The sequence below is a fragment of the Gilliamella sp. W8126 genome (assembly GCF_016102185.1).
Taxonomy (GTDB): Bacteria; Pseudomonadota; Gammaproteobacteria; order Enterobacterales; family Orbaceae; genus Gilliamella; species Gilliamella apis_A.
The window spans coordinates 293,160-315,280 of sequence record NZ_JACFPE010000002.1; the positions used below are offsets into that span (position 1 = coordinate 293,160).

Annotated in this window: 23 protein-coding genes; 14 read left to right on the top strand and 9 right to left on the bottom strand. The window is 34.9% G+C overall.

Going from position 1 to position 22,121, the window contains the following annotated elements:
* Positions 1-33: 33 nt before the first annotated feature.
* A complete protein-coding gene (tolC, locus tag H3S74_RS05355; RefSeq protein ID WP_198247417.1) occupies positions 34-1,380 on the bottom strand; it encodes an outer membrane channel protein TolC in 1,347 nt (448 codons plus the stop codon).
* A gap of 140 nt (positions 1,381-1,520) precedes the next feature.
* Here tolC and nudF point away from each other — a divergent pair, with 140 nt between their 5' ends.
* The gene (gene nudF, locus H3S74_RS05360; RefSeq protein WP_198247418.1) at positions 1,521-2,150 is read left to right on the top strand and encodes an ADP-ribose diphosphatase; all 630 of its coding nucleotides are present in this window, start codon (positions 1,521-1,523) and stop codon (positions 2,148-2,150) included.
* Between the two features lie 172 nt (positions 2,151-2,322).
* Entirely contained in the window at positions 2,323-3,141 is an 819-nt protein-coding gene (cpdA, locus tag H3S74_RS05365; RefSeq protein WP_181414624.1) for a 3',5'-cyclic-AMP phosphodiesterase, read from the top strand.
* A gap of 33 nt (positions 3,142-3,174) precedes the next feature.
* Here the strand turns inward: cpdA and cls are convergent, their stop codons facing one another.
* The 5 genes from cls to fldA form a co-directional block, all read right to left on the bottom strand.
* Complete coding sequence (gene cls / locus H3S74_RS05370) at positions 3,175-4,638, bottom strand: cardiolipin synthase (protein ID WP_198200743.1); 1,464 nt, start codon at positions 4,636-4,638, stop codon at positions 3,175-3,177.
* Positions 4,639-4,643: 5 nt separating this feature from the next.
* The gene (gene yciA / locus H3S74_RS05375) at positions 4,644-5,102 is read right to left on the bottom strand and encodes an acyl-CoA thioester hydrolase YciA (protein WP_198200741.1); all 459 of its coding nucleotides are present in this window, start codon (positions 5,100-5,102) and stop codon (positions 4,644-4,646) included.
* A 27-nt stretch (positions 5,103-5,129) separates the two neighbouring features.
* Complete coding sequence (locus H3S74_RS05380) at positions 5,130-5,672, bottom strand: inner membrane-spanning protein YciB (RefSeq protein ID WP_110447254.1); 543 nt, start codon at positions 5,670-5,672, stop codon at positions 5,130-5,132.
* 68 nt (positions 5,673-5,740) lie between these two features.
* Positions 5,741-6,199, bottom strand: a complete 459-nt coding sequence (gene fur / locus H3S74_RS05385) for a ferric iron uptake transcriptional regulator (protein ID WP_086364310.1) — start codon at positions 6,197-6,199, stop codon at positions 5,741-5,743.
* A gap of 78 nt (positions 6,200-6,277) precedes the next feature.
* A complete protein-coding gene (gene fldA, locus H3S74_RS05390) occupies positions 6,278-6,790 on the bottom strand; it encodes a flavodoxin FldA (protein ID WP_198247419.1) in 513 nt (170 codons plus the stop codon).
* A 177-nt stretch (positions 6,791-6,967) separates the two neighbouring features.
* Between fldA and sucC the strand changes: the two genes are divergently transcribed.
* The 11 genes from sucC to hslU all read left to right on the top strand — a co-directional run bounded on the left by sucC (position 6,968) and on the right by hslU (position 16,780).
* A complete protein-coding gene (gene sucC / locus H3S74_RS05395) occupies positions 6,968-8,140 on the top strand; it encodes an ADP-forming succinate--CoA ligase subunit beta (protein ID WP_110447256.1) in 1,173 nt (390 codons plus the stop codon).
* 24 nt (positions 8,141-8,164) lie between these two features.
* Positions 8,165-9,031, top strand: a complete 867-nt coding sequence (gene sucD / locus H3S74_RS05400; RefSeq protein ID WP_198247420.1) for a succinate--CoA ligase subunit alpha — start codon at positions 8,165-8,167, stop codon at positions 9,029-9,031.
* A gap of 108 nt (positions 9,032-9,139) precedes the next feature.
* Entirely contained in the window at positions 9,140-10,711 is a 1,572-nt protein-coding gene (locus H3S74_RS05405) for a cytochrome ubiquinol oxidase subunit I (protein ID WP_110447258.1), read from the top strand.
* A gap of 19 nt (positions 10,712-10,730) precedes the next feature.
* Positions 10,731-11,867 (top strand): cytochrome d ubiquinol oxidase subunit II, encoded by a 1,137-nt coding sequence (gene cydB, locus H3S74_RS05410; protein ID WP_198247421.1) that lies wholly within the window; start codon positions 10,731-10,733, stop codon positions 11,865-11,867.
* A 9-nt stretch (positions 11,868-11,876) separates the two neighbouring features.
* The gene (locus tag H3S74_RS12675) at positions 11,877-11,987 is read left to right on the top strand and encodes a cytochrome bd oxidase small subunit, CydX/CbdX family (RefSeq protein WP_110447260.1); all 111 of its coding nucleotides are present in this window, start codon (positions 11,877-11,879) and stop codon (positions 11,985-11,987) included.
* Positions 11,988-12,170: 183 nt separating this feature from the next.
* Positions 12,171-12,566 carry a tol-pal system-associated acyl-CoA thioesterase gene (gene ybgC, locus H3S74_RS05420; protein WP_198247422.1) on the top strand — a complete coding sequence of 132 codons (396 nt, stop codon included), beginning with the start codon at positions 12,171-12,173 and terminating at the stop codon, positions 12,564-12,566.
* A 51-nt stretch (positions 12,567-12,617) separates the two neighbouring features.
* Positions 12,618-13,238, top strand: coding sequence for a protein TolQ (gene tolQ / locus H3S74_RS05425; protein ID WP_232350151.1), 621 nt, complete (start codon positions 12,618-12,620; stop codon positions 13,236-13,238).
* A 2-nt stretch (positions 13,239-13,240) separates the two neighbouring features.
* On the top strand, positions 13,241-13,660 hold the full coding sequence (gene tolR / locus H3S74_RS05430; protein WP_086364301.1) for a colicin uptake protein TolR: 420 nt from the start codon (positions 13,241-13,243) through the stop codon (positions 13,658-13,660).
* Between the two features lie 32 nt (positions 13,661-13,692).
* Positions 13,693-14,730 (top strand): cell envelope integrity protein TolA, encoded by a 1,038-nt coding sequence (gene tolA, locus H3S74_RS05435; protein ID WP_198247423.1) that lies wholly within the window; start codon positions 13,693-13,695, stop codon positions 14,728-14,730.
* 166 nt (positions 14,731-14,896) lie between these two features.
* Positions 14,897-15,424 (top strand): ATP-dependent protease subunit HslV, encoded by a 528-nt coding sequence (hslV, locus tag H3S74_RS05440; RefSeq protein ID WP_025316169.1) that lies wholly within the window; start codon positions 14,897-14,899, stop codon positions 15,422-15,424.
* A 27-nt stretch (positions 15,425-15,451) separates the two neighbouring features.
* Positions 15,452-16,780, top strand: coding sequence for an HslU--HslV peptidase ATPase subunit (gene hslU / locus H3S74_RS05445; RefSeq protein WP_110447264.1), 1,329 nt, complete (start codon positions 15,452-15,454; stop codon positions 16,778-16,780).
* Positions 16,781-16,856: 76 nt separating this feature from the next.
* On the opposite strand, the gene asmA is transcribed toward hslU, so the two are convergent.
* The 3 genes from asmA to mltA all read right to left on the bottom strand — a co-directional run bounded on the left by asmA (position 16,857) and on the right by mltA (position 20,512).
* Positions 16,857-18,749, bottom strand: coding sequence for an outer membrane assembly protein AsmA (gene asmA / locus H3S74_RS05450; protein WP_198247424.1), 1,893 nt, complete (start codon positions 18,747-18,749; stop codon positions 16,857-16,859).
* Between the two features lie 33 nt (positions 18,750-18,782).
* Positions 18,783-19,364 (bottom strand): dCTP deaminase, encoded by a 582-nt coding sequence (gene dcd / locus H3S74_RS05455; protein WP_065650757.1) that lies wholly within the window; start codon positions 19,362-19,364, stop codon positions 18,783-18,785.
* Between the two features lie 68 nt (positions 19,365-19,432).
* Positions 19,433-20,512 (bottom strand): murein transglycosylase A, encoded by a 1,080-nt coding sequence (mltA, locus tag H3S74_RS05460; protein WP_198247425.1) that lies wholly within the window; start codon positions 20,510-20,512, stop codon positions 19,433-19,435.
* 199 nt (positions 20,513-20,711) lie between these two features.
* Between mltA and cycA the strand changes: the two genes are divergently transcribed.
* Positions 20,712-22,085, top strand: a complete 1,374-nt coding sequence (cycA, locus tag H3S74_RS05465) for a D-serine/D-alanine/glycine transporter (protein WP_198247426.1) — start codon at positions 20,712-20,714, stop codon at positions 22,083-22,085.
* The last annotated feature ends 36 nt before the right edge of the window (positions 22,086-22,121 follow it).

The following is a 22,121-nucleotide window of genomic DNA, read 5'->3' on the forward strand; positions in this document are numbered from 1 at the left end:
GCTTTTTTATGTCTAATTTAACTTTATAGTTGATTATTTTATTGTTGCAATTGTACTAACTTCTTTACCTAACATATTGTTTAAGTAAACTAAATCATTTGCAGTTAAAGTACCAACAGAATATTTCAGCTGTAATAAACTCGTTAAATAGTTGTATTTAGCATCAGATAGATTTCGTTTTGAGCTATAAAGTTGTGTGGTGGCATTAAGTACATCAACAATAGTACGCGTACCCACTTGATAACCAGAAGATGTAGCTTCTAATGAACTTTGTGCAGAAACAACCGCTTGTTGATATGCTCTAATCGCACTAATAGATGATGAAATATTGTTATAAGATGAACGAACTTGGTTAATCACACTACGATTAGTACTTTCAAGTTTTTCACTAAAACTGACAAAATTATGCTGTGCTTGTTGAACTTGTGAAACGGTCGCACCACCAGAGAAAAGCGGTAAACTTACACTTACACCAACTTTATTCTCTCCAGAATATTTTTTACCAGCGGTATGTTTTTGATAATTTACATTACCATAACTATCAGATTTATTTAAGTTAGTCGATGCATCAAGACTTGCTGTAGGCATAAAACCTGATTGTGCCATTTTTATTTGATCACGAGCAATCTCTTGATTTAACTTCATAGTTAATAAGTTAAGATTGGCTGTTTCAGATTGTTTTAGCAATGTATTAATTTGTGTTGGCGCTTGAGTTTTAAAGGTTTTGGTATCAACACTTGCTAGTTTAGAGTAAAAGCGGCCACTAACTTGACGCAATGCCTCAATAGCATTATTCAAATCATTTAATGCATTAACTTGTTGTGCTACCGTTAAATCGTAATTTGCTTGTGCATTTTGTACATCTGTAATGGCAACTAAACCAACTTTATGTTGTTGGCGAGTTTGCTCTAATTGACGACCAATTGCTTTTTTCTGTGCATCGATAAAGCTTAATGCATCAAGACATTTAAGTACATTAAAGTAAGCTACAGAAGTGTTTAAAATTAATGTTTGTCCTTGATATTGATAAGAAATATCCGCAATAGTTGCTTGTTTTTTCGTGATATCTAGAGCTTTCCAATTAGAAAAATTAAAGATACTTTGCGATATGGCGACTTGATATAAGCTACCACTTTTAGTTTTAATACCGCTGCTGTCTCGACGCCCATGCGCTACCCCATAAGAAGCACTTAGACCCACTTGCGGGAGTAAACTTGCACGAGAACCTGAAATTGCTGAATAAGCTTTATCTTTTTCAGCCAATGAACTGCGTAAATCTGGATTGGTTTCTTTTGCTTGTTCATAAACTTGAACTAAGTTTTCAGCAAACACAGTTTGACTTAATGCTAAGCCAATTAAAAAGGTTAAAGTTTTTTTCATCAATCTTTCTCTTTAAAAGCAATAAAATAGAATAATATTTTTCAATTGCGTAATTTTAACAGATAATTAGTATATAGAAAGTGCCCATATTGGTTATTCGCACTTTTTATTAAAATTTAGCTTAAAATCGAGAACTTAATATGAAATATAAATCTACCCCAGTAATTTTTAACAAAAAAGATGTGTTTAATTTAACTAAACGAATTTTATATAAAGGTTTTTTCTCGTTGTTTGAATATCGTTTTCAATATCGTAAGTTTGATGGTTCTGTAAGCGAAATGGTTTCGCGTGAAATTCTAGAACGCGGTCATGCTGTGGTGCTTTTAGCTTATGATGATAAACGAGATGAAGTTGTCCTTATAGAACAAATTCGTATCGCAGCTATTGATACTCAAGCTAGCCCATGGATATTAGAATTAATTGCCGGCATGATGGATCATGATAATGAGTCGACTGAAGAAGTAGCAAGACGAGAAGCGATGGAAGAGGCAGGTATTGTTATTGGGAAATGTAAGCCAATCATAAGTTATTTAGCTTCACCTGGTGGCTTAACTGAGCAGTTGCATATTTTGGTTGGTCAAGTTGATTCTTCGACCGCAAAAGGTGTACATGGTTTGGCCGAAGAAAACGAAGATATTAAGGTTCATGTAGTGAGTCGTGAACAAGCGTATAAATGGGTTGAAGAAGGAGTAATTAATAATGCCGCTTCAATTATTGCGCTACAGTGGTTACAACTTAATCATCTAACACTAAAGAATGAGTGGAAATAAGCAGTTTTTTGTTAAACTAAACAATTATTACTTTCCTAAAAATAGAATTTATTTTACAATTTAATATAACATCATGATTTAAAATAAAAATTGTGATGTTGATCACAATATCAATTCTATTACTGGCATGATTTCATATAATAAATGATAGAGGTAGATTTTGGAGTCACTTTTGAAGCTTCAAATACGTAATAAGCATTGTGCAAAAATACTGCATATTACTGATACACATCTGTTTGCTGATGATAATGGCGCATTGCTAGGCGTTAAGTCAAATGCCAGTTTTTTATCAGTTATTTCTGAAATTGAGCGTAGCAATAAGAAGTTTGATTTGATTGTTGCAACGGGTGATTTTGTCCAAGATGGCGCTAAAAAATCATATGCACGCTTTGCTGAGCAAATTCAAAAATTTGCTACACCATGTGTTTGGTTAGCCGGTAATCATGATAACTATAGTTATATGCAAGAGGTATTTTCGAATTATCAACTTGCTGAAAATAAAAGTATATTACTCGGCGATAACTGGTTAATTGTGTTATTAAATAGTCAAGTTGTAGGGCAGGCTTATGGAATGTTGCCTGAATCTGAATTGCAGTTTTTAGAAAATACTTTAACTGCGCATGCCGATAAAAATGCACTAGTATTTTTGCATCATCATCCGATTTCCTCAGGTTGTGATTGGCTGGATGAGCATATTTTAAAAAATAGTTACAAACTCGAAGAAATCATCAAGCATAATCCTATTATAAAAGGAGTAGGTTGGGGACATATTCACCAACAACAAGATCATATTTGGCATAATTGTCATGCATTTTCGACGCCTTCTACATGTTTTCAATTTAAACCTAATTGTTATGATTTTCAGTTATCTAATGAAGATGCACCTGGGTGGCGAGAAATTATTCTTAATCAAGATGGGGTGATTGAATCTAAAGTTTTTCGTATCGCGGATAATCAATTTCTACCTGATATATCACAAAAAGGCTATTAAGGGCTCTTTTGCCTGTTAATTATCTAAAATTACCTAGAGTAAAGGGGCAAAAAAGTAGAATAATCTTTCAATCACACGTTGCCAGATTGGTCGTTTATTCCATTTTTGGATATTAATTTCTTCTGACTGTGATAAATATTGTTTTAGTAGCTGTGATAGTGATTTGGCAAATTGAGCGTCATCAATTACAGTAGTGATTTCAAAATTCAACCATAAACTGCGCATATCTAAATTAACGGTTCCAACTAGGCTAAGTTGATTATCAACTAGAACACTTTTTGTATGTAATAAATTATCATTAAATTGATAAAGTTTAACGCCACTATTTAATAATTCTGAAAAGAAAGCGCGACTAGCCCATTTAACCATTAATGAGTCGTTCTTTTTCGGCGTAATGATAATAACTTCAACTCCACGTTGGGCGGCAGTGCAGATTGCATGTAAAATATCATCACTAGGTACTAAATAAGGTGTAGTAAAAATAATTTTTTCTTGAGCAGAATAAATTGCTGTCAATAACACTTGATGGATCATGTTTTCGGTATAACCAGGACCAGAAGGAATAAGCTGCATAATATGTTTCTTTTCTTCTGGTGGTTCAGCAAAATCCGTAATTTGCGGTAGAGCTAAATGTTTCCCTGTTTCAAGTTCCCAATCACTCGCGTATATAGCCCCCATTAAGGTGGTAACCGGTCCATTCATTCTAATCATGATATCAACCCATTCTCCAACATGCTTGTTTTGTTTAAAGAATCTAGGGTCAACAATATTCATACTTCCGGTATAGGATATATAATTATCTATAATGGCTACCTTACGGTGTTGACGCAAATCAAGTCGTCTAAACATAAATCTTAATAGATTAACTTGTAATGCCTCTATAATGATAATACCTGCATCACGCATTCTTTGACAGGCTTTCGATCTAATAAAATGTCTACTTCCTGCTGAATCAATCATTAATCGACAGGTAACGCCTCTTTGTGTAGCTTGTATTAGTGCTTGTTCAACATCATCCGCTTTACCGCCTTCATTCCAGATATAAAATACCATTTCTATATTGGAGTTTGCATTATTGATATCTTCAATAAGACGATTGAAAATGGTGTCGGTATCACTTAATAATTCAATATGATTGCCTTTTATACCGTCAAGTCCTGTTTGATGTTTACAAAGTTGAAAAATAGGCTTACTAACTTGACTGACTTTAGAGGTAAAAATATCAGGAAAAGCGCATAATTGCTTAATAAATTTGGTGATCGTTGGGCGCATTTTTTGCGCACGCTTAGCTCGCTGTTGCCCTAAGTGGGTCTCGCCTAATGCGAAGTAGAGAATAATGCCAATAATAGGTAATATATAAATGACCAACATCCATGCAATCACGTAAGTAGTTGGTCTTCTTTTGAAGACAATACGTAGCGTGGTCGACACAATAAGCAACCAGTAAACGAGAAAAATTAATGTACTTATTAATGCATGGAATGATGTAAATTGCATATTTATCAACTATAAGTTAAGTTTAATTTGCTAATAGGATCTTTGGTACAATCATAATTTTGAAATATTTCTGGCAAAGGTTTTGGATTATTGTGTTTATCTACAGAAACATAGGTAAAAGTAGCATCAGTGATACGAAAACGCTGTGTAGCAATTTCTGAATCGGTTACTTTTTTAATCCAAACTTCAATCTCGATGGTAATCGAGGTAGTGCCAGTTTTTATACAATGAGCATAACAGCATACTACATCGCCAACCATTGCCGGTTTGTGAAAAGTAATACTACTTGCATTAACTGTCACTACTCTTCTTTTGGCAATTTCTTTAGCTAAAATACCTCCAGCTAAGTCCATTTGCGACATGATCCATCCGCCAAAAATATGGCCATGTGGATTAGTGTCTGCCGGCATAGCTAAGGTTCGTAATACTAATTGTCCCTTAGGGATGTTGTCATTTTGTGTCATGTTGATAATACTCCTACCTATATAATTTTATCCGTTGTCAGTGGCCTTACTCATATTTCGGTAAATATAAATACCCGAGATCAAAGACATTATTAAAGATACAGCCGGTAAAATAAATACTTTAAAAATCCAGAAGAAGTCATCTGTTGCATAATATGTTGCAATTAAACTGAAAGTTCCACAGGCAATAAAAAATACAATCCATATTAGATTCAACTTATTCCAGACTGTTATATCAAGCTGTATCTCTTTACCTAACATTTTTTGTATAAGATTTTTCTTGAAAATAAACTGACTAACAGATAAAGCAGTAGCAAATAAAAAGTTAATAATGGTTACTTTCCATTTGATAATATTAGGTTCGCGAGTTAACAATGTCACGCCACCAAAAATCATTACCATCAGATAAGATATCAGCTCAACTTTGTCAATTTTTTTATACATAACAAGAATAATTAAAAAGGATATTGTTGAGGCAATCATTAATGCTTGGACGCCGACAAAAATATCGTAAATTGTTAAAAATATAAAAAATACGATAAGTGGGATAAAATTTAAAAGCTGCTTCATGTGATTATTAACCTGACAGATAAAAGTATGTATTATTCTCAATAAGTAAAAAAGCCTATAAAATAGGCTTATTTTTTAGTATGAAGTTCGGGATGAGCTTTACAGTTACCAGCTTTACAATGTCCGTAAAGATATAAGCTATGAAAAGTGAGGGTAACGCCATATTGTTCTGCAATTTCTTTTTGACGTTGATTAATTGTTTCATCTCGAAATTCAAACACTTCGCCACAATCTAAACAAATTAAATGATCGTGGTGTTTTTGTGAAGCAAGTTCGAAAACAGCTCTGCCACCTTCAAAATTGTGTCGAGTCACAATCCCGGCATCGTCAAATTGATTCAATACTCGATAAACCGTTGCAAGGCCAATTTCTTCACCCATATCAAGTAGTTTTTTATAAAGATCTTCTACAGTAATGTGTTGGCATGAAGGGTCTCGTAATAATTCTAAAATTTTTAATCGTGGTAAGGTAACCTTTAAGCCGGCACTTTTCAGTGCTGCATTATTATCTTTATCATGATTCGTCATATTACATTCCAGTTGAGTTGTTTAATAAAACATATTATAAAAATATGTACGGAAAATAAAATAAATCACTTTGATAGATCAAATATTCATTTCGGTTTTTACTTGTTTCACCCAATTATTAATGCGTTCTTCGGTTAATTCTGGTTGACGATCTTCATCAATGGCTAAACCAACAAAATGATTATCATCAACTAAACTTTTCGATGCTTCAAAGCTGTATCCTTCTGTTGACCAATGACCAACAATTTTTGCCCCTTTAGGTTCGATAATATCGCGAATTGTTCCCATCGCATCACAAAAATATTCAGCGTAATCTTCTTGATCACCACAGCCAAAAATTGCTACAGTTTTACCATTAAAATCAATTTGTTCCAAATTAGGGAAAAAATCGTCCCAATCAGCTTGAGATTCGCCATAATACCAAGTTGGGATACCAAAAAATAAGCAGTCATATTTTTCGATATGTTCTTTTGTAGTTTTTGCAATATCGAAAAGATCTACTTTATCTGTACCTAAAATTTGTTGGATTTGTTTAGCTACATTCTCTGTATTACCTGTGTCACTACCAAAAAAGATTCCAACTTGTGTCATATTTTTACCTTTACTGTTTTTACAATATCAATATATTTTTTGAGTATATCATTGTCGGTAGTTATCAGCAATAATTCTCAATTACTATAAACATAAGTAATTATTTACTACACAATCTTTACATCTTGAATTAAAATTAGCCACTATTTTTGGCAATCAAAGCTTTGGGATTTATTTATGAACCTGCATGAGTATCAATCGAAACACTTATTTAAACAGTATAATTTGCCAGTGCCTGAAGGTTATGTTTGTAACTCTATCGATGAAATACAAGATACATTGGCTGAACTTTCCTCGCAAACAACGACGAGCGCTTGGGTGGCAAAATGCCAAGTTCATGCTGGGGGGCGAGGTAAATCTGGCGGGGTCATTTGTACTAAGGATTTTAATGAAATAAAGCTTTTTGCTGAAAAATGGCTAGGCCAGTATTTAGTCACTTATCAAACAACATCTAAAGGTCAACCCGTTAATCAGATTTTAATTGAGAAGGCCTCCAATATAGCTAAAGAGCTTTATTTAGGTGCAGTAATTGATCGTAGTAGCAAACGTATTGTGGTGATGGCATCGACCGAAGGTGGCGTTGATATTGAAAAAGTTGCTGAAACCTCGCCGCATTTAATTCACAAGATATCGCTTGATCCATTAACAGGACCATGTGGCTATCAAGGTCGTGAGCTCGCATTCAAGCTCGGTCTTAGCGGTAAACTCGTCAACCAATTTGCCAAATTATTTGTCAATTTTGCTAATCTTTTTATCAATAATGATGTTTCATTAGCTGAGGTAAATCCTTTAGTTATTACTGATTCACAAGAATTAATTTGTTTAGATGCTAAAGTTGTTTTAGATGATAATGCTATGTTTAGACATCCTGAATTAGCAATATTAAGAGATACAACCCAAGAAGATGAACGTGAATCAATAGCAGCCAAACAAGGTATTAGCTATGTTTCACTGGAAGGTAATATCGGTTGTATGGTTAATGGTGCCGGCCTTGCGATGGCAACTATGGATATGATCAAACTTTATGGTGGTGAGCCAGCGAACTTTTTAGATGTAGGTGGTGGCACAACCAAAGAGCGCGTAGCGGAAGCGTTCAAATTAATTTTATCAGATAAAAATGTCAAAGCCATTTTAGTCAATATTTTTGGTGGTATTGTTCGTTGTGATCTTATTGCTAATGGCATAATTGATGCAATTAAAGAGATTGGTTTGACCGTGCCTGTTGTTGTTCGTCTTGAAGGTAATAATGCTGAGTTAGCAAGAGAGATTTTGGCTAAAAGCGAATTGAATGTTATCACAGCAAAAGGTTTAGTCGATGCAGCCCAACAAATTGTTGCTGTTGCACAATAATAGGATGGGTGGAGAATAATTATTATGTCAATTTTGATTAATAAAGAAACAAAAGTGATTTGTCAGGGATTCACAGGCAGTCAAGGTACTTTCCATTGTGAGCAAGCAATTGCTTATGGAACAAAAATCGTCGGTGGTGTAACGCCAGGTAAAGGTGGTACCATGCATTTAGGCTTACCAGTGTTTAATACAGTTAAAGAAGCCGTTCTGGCAACGGGTGCAACCGCAACGGTAATTTATGTCCCTGCTGCATTTGGTAAAGACTCGATTTTAGAAGCGATTGATGCAGGTATCAAACTAATAGTATGTATTACAGAAGGCATTCCAACTTTGGATATGCTTATCGTGAAACAAAAATTAGTTGAAAATGATGTTGTTATGATAGGACCTAATTGTCCTGGAATTATTGTTCCTGATGAGTGTAAAATAGGTATTATGCCTGGACATATTCATTTGGCAGGAAAAGTAGGTATTGTTTCTCGTTCGGGTACTTTGACTTATGAAGCTGTAAAACAGACTACCGATATCGGATTAGGCCAATCAGTTTGTGTTGGAATTGGCGGCGATGCTATTCCGGGTAGTGATTTTATCTCCATTCTAAAATTACTTCAGCAAGATCCTAAGACAGAGGCTATTGTTATGATAGGTGAAATTGGTGGTAGTGCCGAAGAAGAAGCTGCTAATTACATCAAACAAAATGTCACTAAGCCTGTTATCGCTTATATTGCTGGTGTTTCGGCACCTGTAGGTAAACGTATGGGCCATGCTGGGGCAATCATTTCTGGAAATAAAGGGACTGCTGCCGATAAAACTAAAGCATTACAAGCCGCAGGAATCATTGTCGTAAATAGTTTGGCTGAAATCGGTGAAACGGTAAAAAAACTTCTTTAGTTTCATTTTTTTGACATTCATCAAGTTTTATTTTTACAATAATATTGTAAAATACAATAAATAACGACAGAAAATTTGTGGGTATTTAAGGATAAAAGGGAGCACGTTATGTTTGATATTGTAGAATTATCAAGACTTCAGTTTGCACTCACCGCAATGTATCATTTTATTTTTGTTCCATTAACGCTAGGTATGGCGTTTATGCTTGCAATTATGGAAACAGTATATGTGGTTAGTGGCAAGCAAGTTTGGAAAGATATGACTAAATTCTGGGGTAAACTATTCGGTATTAATTTTGCCGTTGGTGTTGCTACCGGTTTAACCATGGAGTTCCAATTTGGAACTAACTGGTCTTATTACTCGCATTATGTTGGTGATATATTTGGTGCACCGCTTGCGATTGAAGGATTAATGGCATTTTTCTTAGAATCAACGATGGTTGGTTTATTCTTTTTTGGCTGGGATAGATTAAGTCGTGGTAAACATTTAATGGTTACCTGGTGTGTGGCTTTTGGTTCTAATTTCTCAGCACTTTGGATTTTAGTTGCCAATGGTTGGATGCAATTTCCAATCGGTTCAGACTTTAACCCAATTACCTCTCGTATGGAAATGGCCAGTTTCTTTGAATTAATTACTAATACTGTTGCACAATACAAGTTTGTTCATACTGTTGCAGCAGGATATTTAACCGGTGCAATCTTTGTTTTAAGTATTAGTTCGTATTATCTACTAAAAAAACGAGATTTGCCTTTTGCAAAACGTTCTTTCGCTGTAGCAGCTGTGTTTGGTTTTATTATGTCAATTGTTGTCGCAATCATGGGTGATGAGGCTGGTCATGAGTTGACAACTGTACAACCAGCAAAACTTGCGGCAATTGAAGGTGAATGGGAAACTCAACCTGCACCTGCATCATTTAATGTTATCGCGTTCCCGTCACAAGAGAAGAAAGAAAATTTATTTGCTCTTGAAATTCCTTATATAATGGGAATCATGACTACTCGTTCCTTCGATACCCAAGTTACTGGTTTAAGAGATATCTTAACTAATAATGAAACTCGAATTCGTAATGGTATTCTCGCTTATACGAATTTGGAAAAAATTCAGAAAGGTGATCAGGATCCTACAGTCTTAAAAGCCTTTGAAGATAATAAAGTTGATTTAGGTTATGGTTATTTAGTTAAACGTTATACTGATCGTGATAATTTAACAATTCCGGAAGCGACAGAACAACATATTAAAGCTGCGACCGAAGATTCAATTCCTACCGTATGGCCACTGTTCTGGGCATTTAGAGGTATGGTTGGTTTGGGCTTATTAATGATTTTAGGTACCGGACTTGCTGTATGGACAACCTATAAAGGCCGAATTGGTGAAAAACGTTGGTTATATCGTTTACTTTTATTATCTTTACCATTCCCTTGGTTAGCATGTGAATGTGGTTGGTTTGTTGCTGAATATGGTCGTCAACCATGGGCAATTCAAGATATTCTACCAACAGGTGTCGCTAATTCCTCGCTAACCGCAGGTGAGGTATTATTTACTATGGTGCTAATTTGTGGACTTTATACTCTGTTCTTGGTTGCTGAACTGTTCTTGATGTTTAAGTTTGCACGATTAGGGCCTAGTTCATTAGGTACTGGTAGCTACCATTATGAAAAAACACAATCAATATCGGAATAAGGCATAGGGAGTATATACAATGATTGATTACGAAATTGTACGCGTCATCTGGTGGGTGTTGATTAGTGTTGTTTTAATCGCTTTCGTTATCACTGATGGCTTCGATATGGGGGTAGGAATTTTATTACCTTTTATTGGCAAAACCGATACTGAACGACGAATCATGATAAATGCAATCGCACCACACTGGGATGGTAACCAAGTTTGGTTAATCACCGGTGGTGCAGGTATTTTTGCAGCATGGCCTACGGCTTATGCGGTATCTTTTTCCGGTTTTTATATTGCGATGATTTTAGTGCTCTGTGCGCTATTCTTTAGACCAATTGGTTTTGATTACCGTAGTAAACTGGAAAATTCTAAATGGCGTAATATGTGGGATATCGCAATCTTTTTTGGTAGTTTTGTACCAGCACTTGTTTTCGGCGTCGCATTTGGCAATTTATTAGAAGGTGTACCATTTAGATTTGATATGACTAAACGTGCTTTTTATGATGGTTCATTCTTTGAATTATTGAACCCATTTGCAATATTAGCTGGTATTGTGAGTTTGATGTTAATCGTTGCTCATGGCGGTGCTTGGTTGCAAATGAAAACCTCAGGTGAACTTTACTTAAGAGCGAGAAAAGCAACGCAAATAGCAAGTTTGGTTATGCTAATTGCTTTTGTATTGGCTGGTGTTTGGGTTGCATTCGGTATTCATGGCTATGAAATTACAAGTGCTATAGATCATAATGGAGTATCAAATCCATTAGTTAAAACTGTATCAACAGATTCTTCATGGTTAAACAATTACATGAATTATCCTATTTTATGGGCGGTTCCAGCATTAGGCGTATTATTACCATTATTAACTATTTTCTTTTCTAGTATGAATAAAAATGGCTTAGTGTTTTTATCTTCTTCACTAACTATTGCTTGTGTATTACTTACCTATGGAATTGCAACATTCCCATTCATTATGCCATCAAGCATTATGCCAAACGCTAGTTTGACTATTTGGGATGCAACTTCTAGTCAATTAACACTTAATATTATGTTTGGTGTTGTAGTAATCTTTTTACCAATTGTTCTTTTCTACACTATCTGGTCTTACATTAAAATGTTTGGGCGTTTAGATAAAAACCATATAGAAAATAATAAACATTCACTTTATTAAGGATTAATTATGTATTACGTTTTATGGTTCATTGGAATAATTGCAGCTTGTATGTTAGCTGTTGTTACTGGACTTTTGGTTGAAAATTCTAGTAATGAAAAAGAAACTAACAATAAATAATATAATAAAATAACGAATATAAAGGTGGCAAATTGTCACCTTTTTACTTATAGATCTGAACGAAATATAAATAATTCACAAATGATAATTGTTTTCATTTAACTATTTTTATATCATAGTGCAGCGAATTTCATATTCATATATAATATGGTCAATTTTTTAGGCTAAATTAGATCGAACAATATGAAACAATTCAATTGGAATGCAAGAGTCTATTATGAAGACACAGATTCTGGTGGAGTAGTGTATCATGCTCGGTATCTTGCTTTTTTTGAACGAGCTAGAACAGAAATGCTTAGGCAACTTGATATTAGTCAACAAAAGTTGCTGCAAGAAGGTATTGCTTTTGTTGTTAAAAAGATGGATATTAGCTACGACTTTCCAGCACGTTTAGATGATATGTTATCTATCAGCACTAAGATTGAACAAATTCGTAAGGCGTCTATTATTTTTAAACAGACAATTTTAAACCAGAATAAGCAAATTATCAGCAGTGCTGATGTGGTGATTGCTTGTGTCAATATGACTAAAATGAAGCCTTGTGCGCTTCCAAAGTCATTATTTTTGGAGTTAATTTAAGTGAATATTATTGATCTATTTTTACAGGCAGGACTTTTAGTACAAGGCGTTATGCTATTGTTACTCATGTTTTCTGTTATGTCTTGGGCTTTTATTTTTCAACGTAGTAGCGTTTTAAGCAAGGCTAAAAAACAAGTTGAGCAATTTGACAATAGTTTTTGGGCTGCTGATGACTTAAATGTGCTCTTTGATAAAGCAAAATTCAATAAAGAAGAGATCTGTGGTACAGAACATATTTTCTATTCGGGATTTAAAGAGTTTTCTCGTTTATATCAAATTAATCCAAATATGCCAGAAGCAGCGTTAGATGGCGCATCTCGTTCAATGCGTTTAGCGATGAATCGTGAATTAGATAATTTAGAATTGCATATACCTTTTTTAGGTACTGTAGGGTCAATTAGCCCATATATTGGTTTATTTGGTACTGTTTGGGGAATTATGCATGCTTTTATTTCACTTGGCGAGGTCAAGCAAGCAACATTGCAAATGGTTGCTCCCGGTATTGCTGAAGCGTTAATTGCGACCGCTATTGGTTTATTTGCCGCGATTCCTGCTGTTTTAGCTTATAACCGATTATCATTGCGTGTAAGTCGAATGGAACAAAGTTATTTGAATTTTATTGATGAGTTTTCATCAATTTTACAACGTCAAGCAGTAGCTGTTAGGAAATAATTATGAGCAGACGTTCACGTTATTCAACCAAATCAGAGATCAATATTGTACCTTTGTTAGATGTATTATTAGTATTGGTGTTGATTTTTATGGCTACAGCCCCAATAATAAGCCAAAGTGTTGAAGTTGATCTTCCAGAAGCAACAGAATCAAAAACTGTTTCGCCTTCTGATAATAAACCTATAATTATCGAAGTATCTGGGGTAGGGGTGTATGCAATTATTATAGATCAGAATCGACAATCGAATATTCCTCAAGAGCAAATTGTTGCGGAAGTTAAGCAGCAAATGTCGCTTAATGATAAAGCTGTTTTTTTAGTTGGTGGTGCGAAACAAGTTCCTTATGAAGAGATTATAAAGGCTTTAAATTTGCTTCAATCAGCAGGTGTCAAATCTGTTGGTTTGATGACTCAACCAATTTAACTTAATAATTATTAAATATAAAAATGTCAGCAATGTCTAGTAAGTTAAACTCAAAATTAAGTTTACCGGTTATCATTTCCATTCTTTTACATGGCATATTAATTATTGCCTTGGGATATAAGTTTGTAAGTGATACTGGTGAAAACTATGGTACTATCAATGGTAATTCGATTGATGCTATCATGATTGATCCATCGGTTATGACCGAACAATATCAAAGACAATTGCAGACTAAAACTAATCAACAAAAAGCAGATCAAAAGAGTCAAGAACTTTTAGATAAACAAATAAAAGAACTCACTGAAAAAGCGGAAGCAGAGAAAGCTGCCGCTGAAAAAGCCGCTGCAGAAAAGGCAGCAGCAGAAAAGGTTGCCGCTGAAAAAGCAGCAACTGAAAAAGCCGCTGCAGAAAAGGCAGCCGCTGAAAAGGCAGCAGCAGAAAAAGCTGCCGCTGAAAAGGCAGCAGCAGAGAAAGCCGCCGCTGAAAAGGCAGCAGCAGAAAAAGTCGCTGCTGAGAAAGCAGCAGCAGAAAAAGTCGCTGCTGAGAAAGCTGCCGCTGAAAAGGCCGCCGCTGAAAAGGCAGCTGCAGAGAAAGCTGCCGCTGAAAAGGCCGCAGCAGAAAAAGCAGCAGCAGAGAAAGCTGCCGCTGAAAAAGCAGCAGCAGAAAAAGCTGCTGCCGAAAAAAAAGCCAAACAGAAGGCTGAGCAAGCTAAAAAAGATAAAGCTCTCAACGATCTTTTAGGTGGGCTTACCTCAGGAACACCAAGTTCTGGAGGAGCTGCCAGTCGTAAAGGTGTATCCGATGGTGAGCTAGATAAATATAAATCGTTAGTACAAAATGCAATAAGTAATAAATTTATTAATCCACCAAATGTTTATCGTGGCAAAACTTGTGAATTACAAATTCAGATAGCACCTGATGGACTATTGCTTAATGTCACTTCAAAAGGTGGTGATGCTGATCTATGTAGAGAAGCGCTTGCTGCAACTAAATTAGCGGTTATACCAAAACCAGCAAGTAGTTTTTATAGTGAAGTAAAAACCATGAATATCGAATTTCAACCAAAGTAAATAATTTGATAGTTATCTGATTTTTAAAATTTATTTATGTTATGTCATTTATTGATGAATAAATATTCCGCATCTTGATAATCTGATATTGAAAATTTACTAATCACCCCAATATATTCTCTATTCATTTCCGAATTAAGTTTTTATGTAAAAGAAGGAGCAGAATATGACAACAATTGTCAGTGTTCGTCGTGAAGGTCAAGTCGTTATTGGTGGCGATGGACAAGTTACATTAGGTGAGCGCATTATTATGAAAGGTAATGCTCGTAAAGTTCGCCGATTGTACAACAACAAAGTGATTGCAGGATTTGCTGGAGGTACTGCTGATGCTTTTACGCTATTTGAATTATTTGAGAGAAAGCTAGAAATGCATCAAGGTCATTTAACTAAGGCTGCTGTAGAGCTAGCTAAAGATTGGCGGACAGATAGAATGCTTCGTAAATTAGAAGCACTACTTGCCGTTGCAGATGAAAGCGCATCGTTGATTATCACCGGTACTGGAGATGTAATTCAACCAGAAGATGATTTAATAGCGATTGGATCTGGTGGACCTTATGCTCAAGCAGCTGCAAGAGCCTTATTAGATAATACCTCATTATCTGCACATGATATTGTGCAAAAATCTCTATCAATAGCGGGTGATATTTGTGTTTACACAAATAACTTCCAAACTATTGAAGAGCTTAATTACTAATTAATCTGATTTAAGAGAAATACTACTATGTCTGAAATGACTCCTCGCGAAATTGTAAGCGAACTAAACCAACATATTATTGGACAAGATAAAGCAAAACGTTCTGTTGCCATTGCTTTACGTAATCGCTGGCGTCGTATGCAACTTGATGAAGCATTACGTCATGAAGTTACGCCAAAAAATATTCTTATGATCGGTCCTACAGGGGTAGGTAAAACTGAAATTGCTAGACGATTAGCTAAATTAGCTCATGCACCTTTTATTAAAGTAGAGGCTACCAAATTTACTGAAGTTGGTTATGTCGGTAAAGAAGTTGACTCGATTATTCGAGATCTTACTGACTCTGCTGTGAAAATGATTCGCCAAGAAGCTATCGAAAAAAATCGTAATCGAGCTGAAGAACTAGCTGAAGAGCGTATTTTAGATGTGCTTGTTCCTCCAGCTAAAGATGGCTGGGGGCAAGTTGAAAATAATAATGATTCAACAGCTAGACAAGCATTTAGAAAAAAATTACGTGAAGGTGCACTTGACGATAAAGAAATTGAAATTGAAGTAGCTGGCGTCAATATAGGTGTAGAAATTATGGCTCCTCCAGGTATGGAAGAGATGACTAACCAACTACAGTCGATGTTCCAAAATTTAGGTGGTCAAAAAACTAAAGCGCGTAAAATGAAGATCAAAGATGCCTTCAAACAGCTAATAGAAGAAGAGGCTGCGAAGTTGGTTAATCCTGATGATCTTAAACACGAAGCCATTGAAGCTGTTGAGCAAAATGGAATTGTATTTATCGATGAGATCGATAAAGTGTGTAAACGAGGTAATTCATCTGGACCGGATGTTTCTCGTGAAGGTGTGCAACGCGATTTACTACCACTTGTTGAAGGTTGTACCGTTTCAACTAAACATGGTTCAGTAAAAACTGATCATATTTTGTTTATTGCATCGGGCGCGTTCCAAACTGCTAATCCGTCAGATTTAATTCCTGAGTTGCAAGGACGTTTACCAATTCGAGTTGAATTACAAGCGTTAACAAGCGAAGATTTTGAACGAATTCTAACTGAACCGAATGCATCATTGACAGTCCAATATAAAGCATTAATGGCAACTGAAGGTGTTAATATTGACTTTACACCAGATGGCATCCGTAAAATTGCTGAATCTGCATGGCAAGTTAATGAACAAAATGAAAATATTGGTGCTCGCCGTTTGCATACAGTGCTTGAACGTTTAATGGAAGATGTCTCTTTCGAGGCCAGTGAATTGGGGGGTCAAACTATCACAATTGATGCTAAATATGTTAGTGATCATCTAGATAAGCTTGTTGCAGATGAAGATTTGAGCAAGTTCATTTTATAATAAAAGATGTTGTTAAATTAAAAGGTGAGTTAGATAACTCACCTTTTTTATCTTTATTATTTAGTTAATGAGAAATTTATTTCTTTAGTAATCCGCCTAATATATCGACTGCTTTAGACTTTAATTTGTCTTTGTCTTTGTCTTTATCCTTGCCATTGCGATTTTCTAATTTATCACGTAGTTTATCTAAACGCTGTTGTAATTTATCACTAAACACATCGGACAGTATTTGAACTATATCTAACTGATAGCGTAAATTAGAAAACTGACCATATATACGTAGTGGTATAGTCACTTTCTGTAATTTGGCAATGGTGTCGCTTTTACTATTCCAACCACCAAGCAACTTGATATTTAAATTAACATCCAAATCATGATTAAGCATTCCCACTTTGCCTGAACCACTTATTATATCTAAGGTTTCTGAATTGGCATTGAGCGAATTAAGTTCTATATTACCTTGATTTAAATAAGCATTGGTGTTGATTTTATGAAACTCAGTATATTTCTTTTGATTACCCGATTTGTCATTGCCGTTGCCATATTTTGCAGCTGCACTTTCGATAATATTTTGAATATTAATGTTATTCAATTTAGCATTGGTAATGACGATATTCGCATTACCTTTGAGACTTTCTAATAATTTATTTGTTGTTAAGCTATTGGTTTCTAATATCCCTGAAGCATTAAATATACCATCTAGATCATACGCCATATCCATTTGGGTAAAAAAAGAATTTAAATTAATATTGTTAATTTTGGTATTAAGTTTAATCTGCGGTGTTTTCTGTTTGCCGTTAGCAGTGCCAGTTGCGGTTATATGTCCATTAGCAAAATCAAAATTTAAATCTTTAAATGTCGCTATTCCATCCTGATTATCAACGTTTAGTTTAACATTGTTCATGATGATTTTATTTGCTTTAATTTCCTTGATATTTATCGTTGTTTTGCCATCAAATGCATTAAGAATACTTAATTGATTATTATCTTTGGCAACACTAGAAACAACAGGTGAAGTTTGTTGTACGGGAATGTCTTTGTTTGATTTTGCATTTTGTTGTAAAAAAGGCGTTAAATCTAATTTTTCTGAACTCAATTGTAAATCGACGTATGGTTTATTATCAAAAAGAGTATTGATTTTACTGGTAAAATTATTGTCGTTAACGGAAAAAACTAATTTTTGGCTATTTAATTGCTTAGGGCTTTGTTGATAATTAAATACACCAGTTGCACTTCCTTTGAGTGCTTTGTTTGAACTTGCAATGCCGTTAAAGCTGTAATCTAACTTTTTAAGGTCGATAATGGCTTTTTCTGGGAATTGAGTTAAATCGACATTGGCATTAACCGAATAAAATAGGTCTTGCTGATTTTTATCAATATTTCCTTTTAATTCGATTGAAAGATTCTTATCATTATTTTGCTCTAATAACAAATTGATATTTCTGAAATTTATCAAATCATTATTATATTGTAAGGCCACCGTACTATCGGCTATTTCAAATTTATCTAAGCTGAATTTCCAATTAGATGCATTCTTTTTATTTTCAGATATATCTGTGTTTGGTTGCGATGAAGGAGTTAGAGTTTGGGTATATTTTTTAGCATTATCGCCTTTACTTTCGTCAGTAATATTGATTAATGCTGATTTGATAAATACATTTTTAATCGCTAAATTTTTTGAAAAAAGAGGTAGAAGTTCAACATCAAGTCGCATATTGTCTGCAGTTAATAGCGGTTTTGTTGCACCGTTATCAGATAATTTAACTGCATCAGTTAAGATGCTGACCTGAGGCCAGATATGCCAGCGTAAATCACCTTCAATAGTTAATTCATAACCAGTTTTATCTTTTACTGTTTGAGATATATATCCGCGAAAATGATTTGGATCAACAAACACAATAAGAGAAACAATGCTGATAACAATAACCAAAATTAAGATAAATAGAATAACCAGTATCTTTTTTATCATATGAATGTTCCTATATTAAGGTGATAAATGTTATTAATCTTTATCAATACGACTGGCAACAGCGCCATGTTGGTCTTTATATTTAGCATCTTGTCTTCGATTATATGGTCGTGCAGCTGGGCCACTAAGGGTTTCAAAACTTAGTGCACCAATGGTCATACCTGGTCTTAGTGCTACAGGGATTTTTCCAGAATTGTAAAATTCTAAAACGATTTGTCCATGCCAGCCTGGATCAATGCGATGGGCAGTAACGTGAACCATAAGTCCTAGACGCGCTAACGATGAACGCCCATCTAACCAACCAACTAAATCATCAGGGATGGTTACCGATTCAAGCGTTACGGCTAAAGCTAACTCGCCAGGATGTAAATAGAAAGCATCACCTTCAGATAGTATCATCTCTTCGCTCATGACACGCTCTAAAACAGCAGAAACTTCTTCTTTTGGACCACTTAAATCAATATAGGGGGTAGTATGTTCTTTAAAAGTACGAAATTGATTACCAAGTCGAACGTCAACAGTTGCACCATTAATACAACTCAGTTCTGGTTGTGGCGTGATTTTTAATTTACCACTATCTAAATATGCTTCAATATCACGGTCACATAATCTCATAAGTTATCCTTAATTCTGCTTTTTAACGTATTCTAGCAGGTTCTTTTGTTGACGTCGATGTTGGTAAATTAAGGTTTGATAACCCAAGCTCGGCCAAAATGATTATAGTAACCAGCTTGTTTACCAGCTTTATCACCAATGCCTAAATAAAGATCAAAATGATGGCCTTTAATTGCACCACCAACATCAAGAGCCACCATCAATCGTACTTCTCGTCTACCACGATACTGACCATCATTATCAAGAAGTGGTACATCCACTAATACGACAGAACCTGTTGGTACTAATAATTTATCTGATGCTACAGAAGCATTAGCAATTAAAGGTACTGCTGCAGATCCTTTTACTTCAGCATTATATTGTGGTTTAAAAAAGACAAATGATCGATTTTGAATCAATAGCGTTTTAAGTTGTTTTTCACTTTTATTTTTAGCCCAATTTTTAATTGCTTGAATGGACATATCTTCCTTGGCTATTTCTCCCTGCTCAACTAATAAACGCCCGATACTTGAGTAACCGTGACCATTTTTACCACCATAACAGAAGAAAACTAATGGTGTGCCATCTTCAAAATCAATATAGGCACTTCCTTGTACTTCCATTATAAAGTTATCCATTAATGAATTACTGTAAGCAATTTCGAGCCCTTTACCGGTTAATGCTCCATTATAGATTTGTTCACGACTTGGTAAGCGACCTTTGGACTTAGCTGGCATTCTATAAATTGGATATTTAAATTCACCGGTTGGTTGGTGTCTAGCTTTGATTACCGGAGTATAATAACCAGTTAAATGAACATTGCCATATCCATCTTTACCTGCCATTTCATAGCTTTTTAGCCCTACTTTATGGAATTCTGCTGAACCTAGCGAACGATTAATCCAAGCGTCAACGGCTTTATAAATATGTTCATTTCTCTGATACAGCGAAGGTGATGTTGTTCTTAATTTTTCAATTTGAATAGTATAATCAGAAATATTGACTGGAACGGCTAACAGGGGACGGCTGATATTGAAATCATTGGCTAGTTTTCCATCTCTAAATTGCTTACTTTTTGCATTTGAATCACTTTGACAGCCAGTTAATAATGATAGAATTAATAAAATAGATAATATGAAAATATTAGATTTACAGTTGTTTTCTTTCATTTTGAATAATTTATTGTAGTTAGTTATATGATATAGTTGGTTATGCTACACAATTATATTATAAGAGACTATCAATAATTATTAGAATGTCATAAAAAGTTTTGATAACGATTCAGCTTGCGATTTAAGGCTATTAACTTTATAGTCATCTATTCCACATAAAAATAGAAAATTGTAAAAACGATAGGTAATCAATAAGATGAACACTACGTCTTCAAATCAAGATCTTAAGCGAAATCTCTCCAGCCGACACATTCAATTAATAGCAATTAGTGGTGCAATTGGTACGGGTTTATTTATGGGCTCAGGAAAGACGATTAGTCTTGCTGGACCATCTATTATTTTTGTCTACATGATTATTGGGTTTGTTTTATTTTTCGTTATGCGAGCTATGGGCGAAATTTTATTGTCCAATTTGAATTATAAATCTTTCAGTGATTTTGCTAACGATTTATTAGGTCCGTGGGCAGGTTTTTTTACTGGTTGGACCTATTGGTTTTGTTGGGTTATTACTGGAATTGCTGATGTTGTGGCTATCGCAGGATATGCACAGCATTGGTTTCCTGAGCTACAAGCGTGGATCCCGATGCTACTTACTGTCATCGTTCTATTAACCTTGAATTTGTTGACGGTAAAAATGTTTGGTGAAACTGAGTTTTGGTTTTCGATGATTAAAATTGTAGCTATTTTAGCTTTAATTGCTATTGGACTTGTTTTAGTTGTTACCGCCTATCATTCGGAACAAACTAATACTACTGCTGCATTTTCTAATCTTTGGCAATATGGTGGTTTCTTCCCTCATGGTACTATGGGTTTTTTTGCAGGTTTCCAAATTGCAATTTTTGCTTTTGTCGGGATTGAGTTAGTTGGAACGACAGCAGCTGAAACCCTCGATCCGAATAAAAATTTACCTCGAGCGATCAATTCCGTGCCAGCCCGTATTATTTTCTTCTATGTCTTTGCGTTGATTATCATTATGAGCGTAACGCCTTGGCAGTTTATTTCACCAAATAAAAGTCCATTTGTTGAGTTGTTTACGTTAATTGGCTTACCTGCTGCAGCCAGTATTATTAACTTTGTGGTACTTACTTCAGCTGCCTCTTCTGCTAATAGTGGTATTTATTCAACCAGTCGAATGTTATTTGGCCTTGCTAAAAAGCAGGATGCACCTGAACCATTTGGTAAATTATCAAGACGTTCTGTTCCTGCTAATGGCTTACTATTTTCATGTACTTGCTTGTTTGGTGGGGTAGTTCTGATTTATTTAGTACCTAATGTTATGGAAGCATTTACCATTGTAACGACTATTTCTGCAATATTATTTATGTTTATTTGGTCGATGATTTTAATTTCTTATATTGCCTATCGTCGTAAAAAAGCTAAATTACATCTAGAATCAAAATTTAAGATGCCGGGTGGCGTTTTAATGTGTTTTGTTTGCCTTGCTTTTTTTGCTTTTGTGATTGTGTTATTAACTTTTGAAACAGATACTTGCCAAGCACTTATTGCAACACCTATTTGGTTTGTTATTTTAGGTATTAGTTACTATATTCGATCATTAAAACGGGTATAACTTTTAATTTTTAGTCGGCAGGTTGCCTGCCGATTA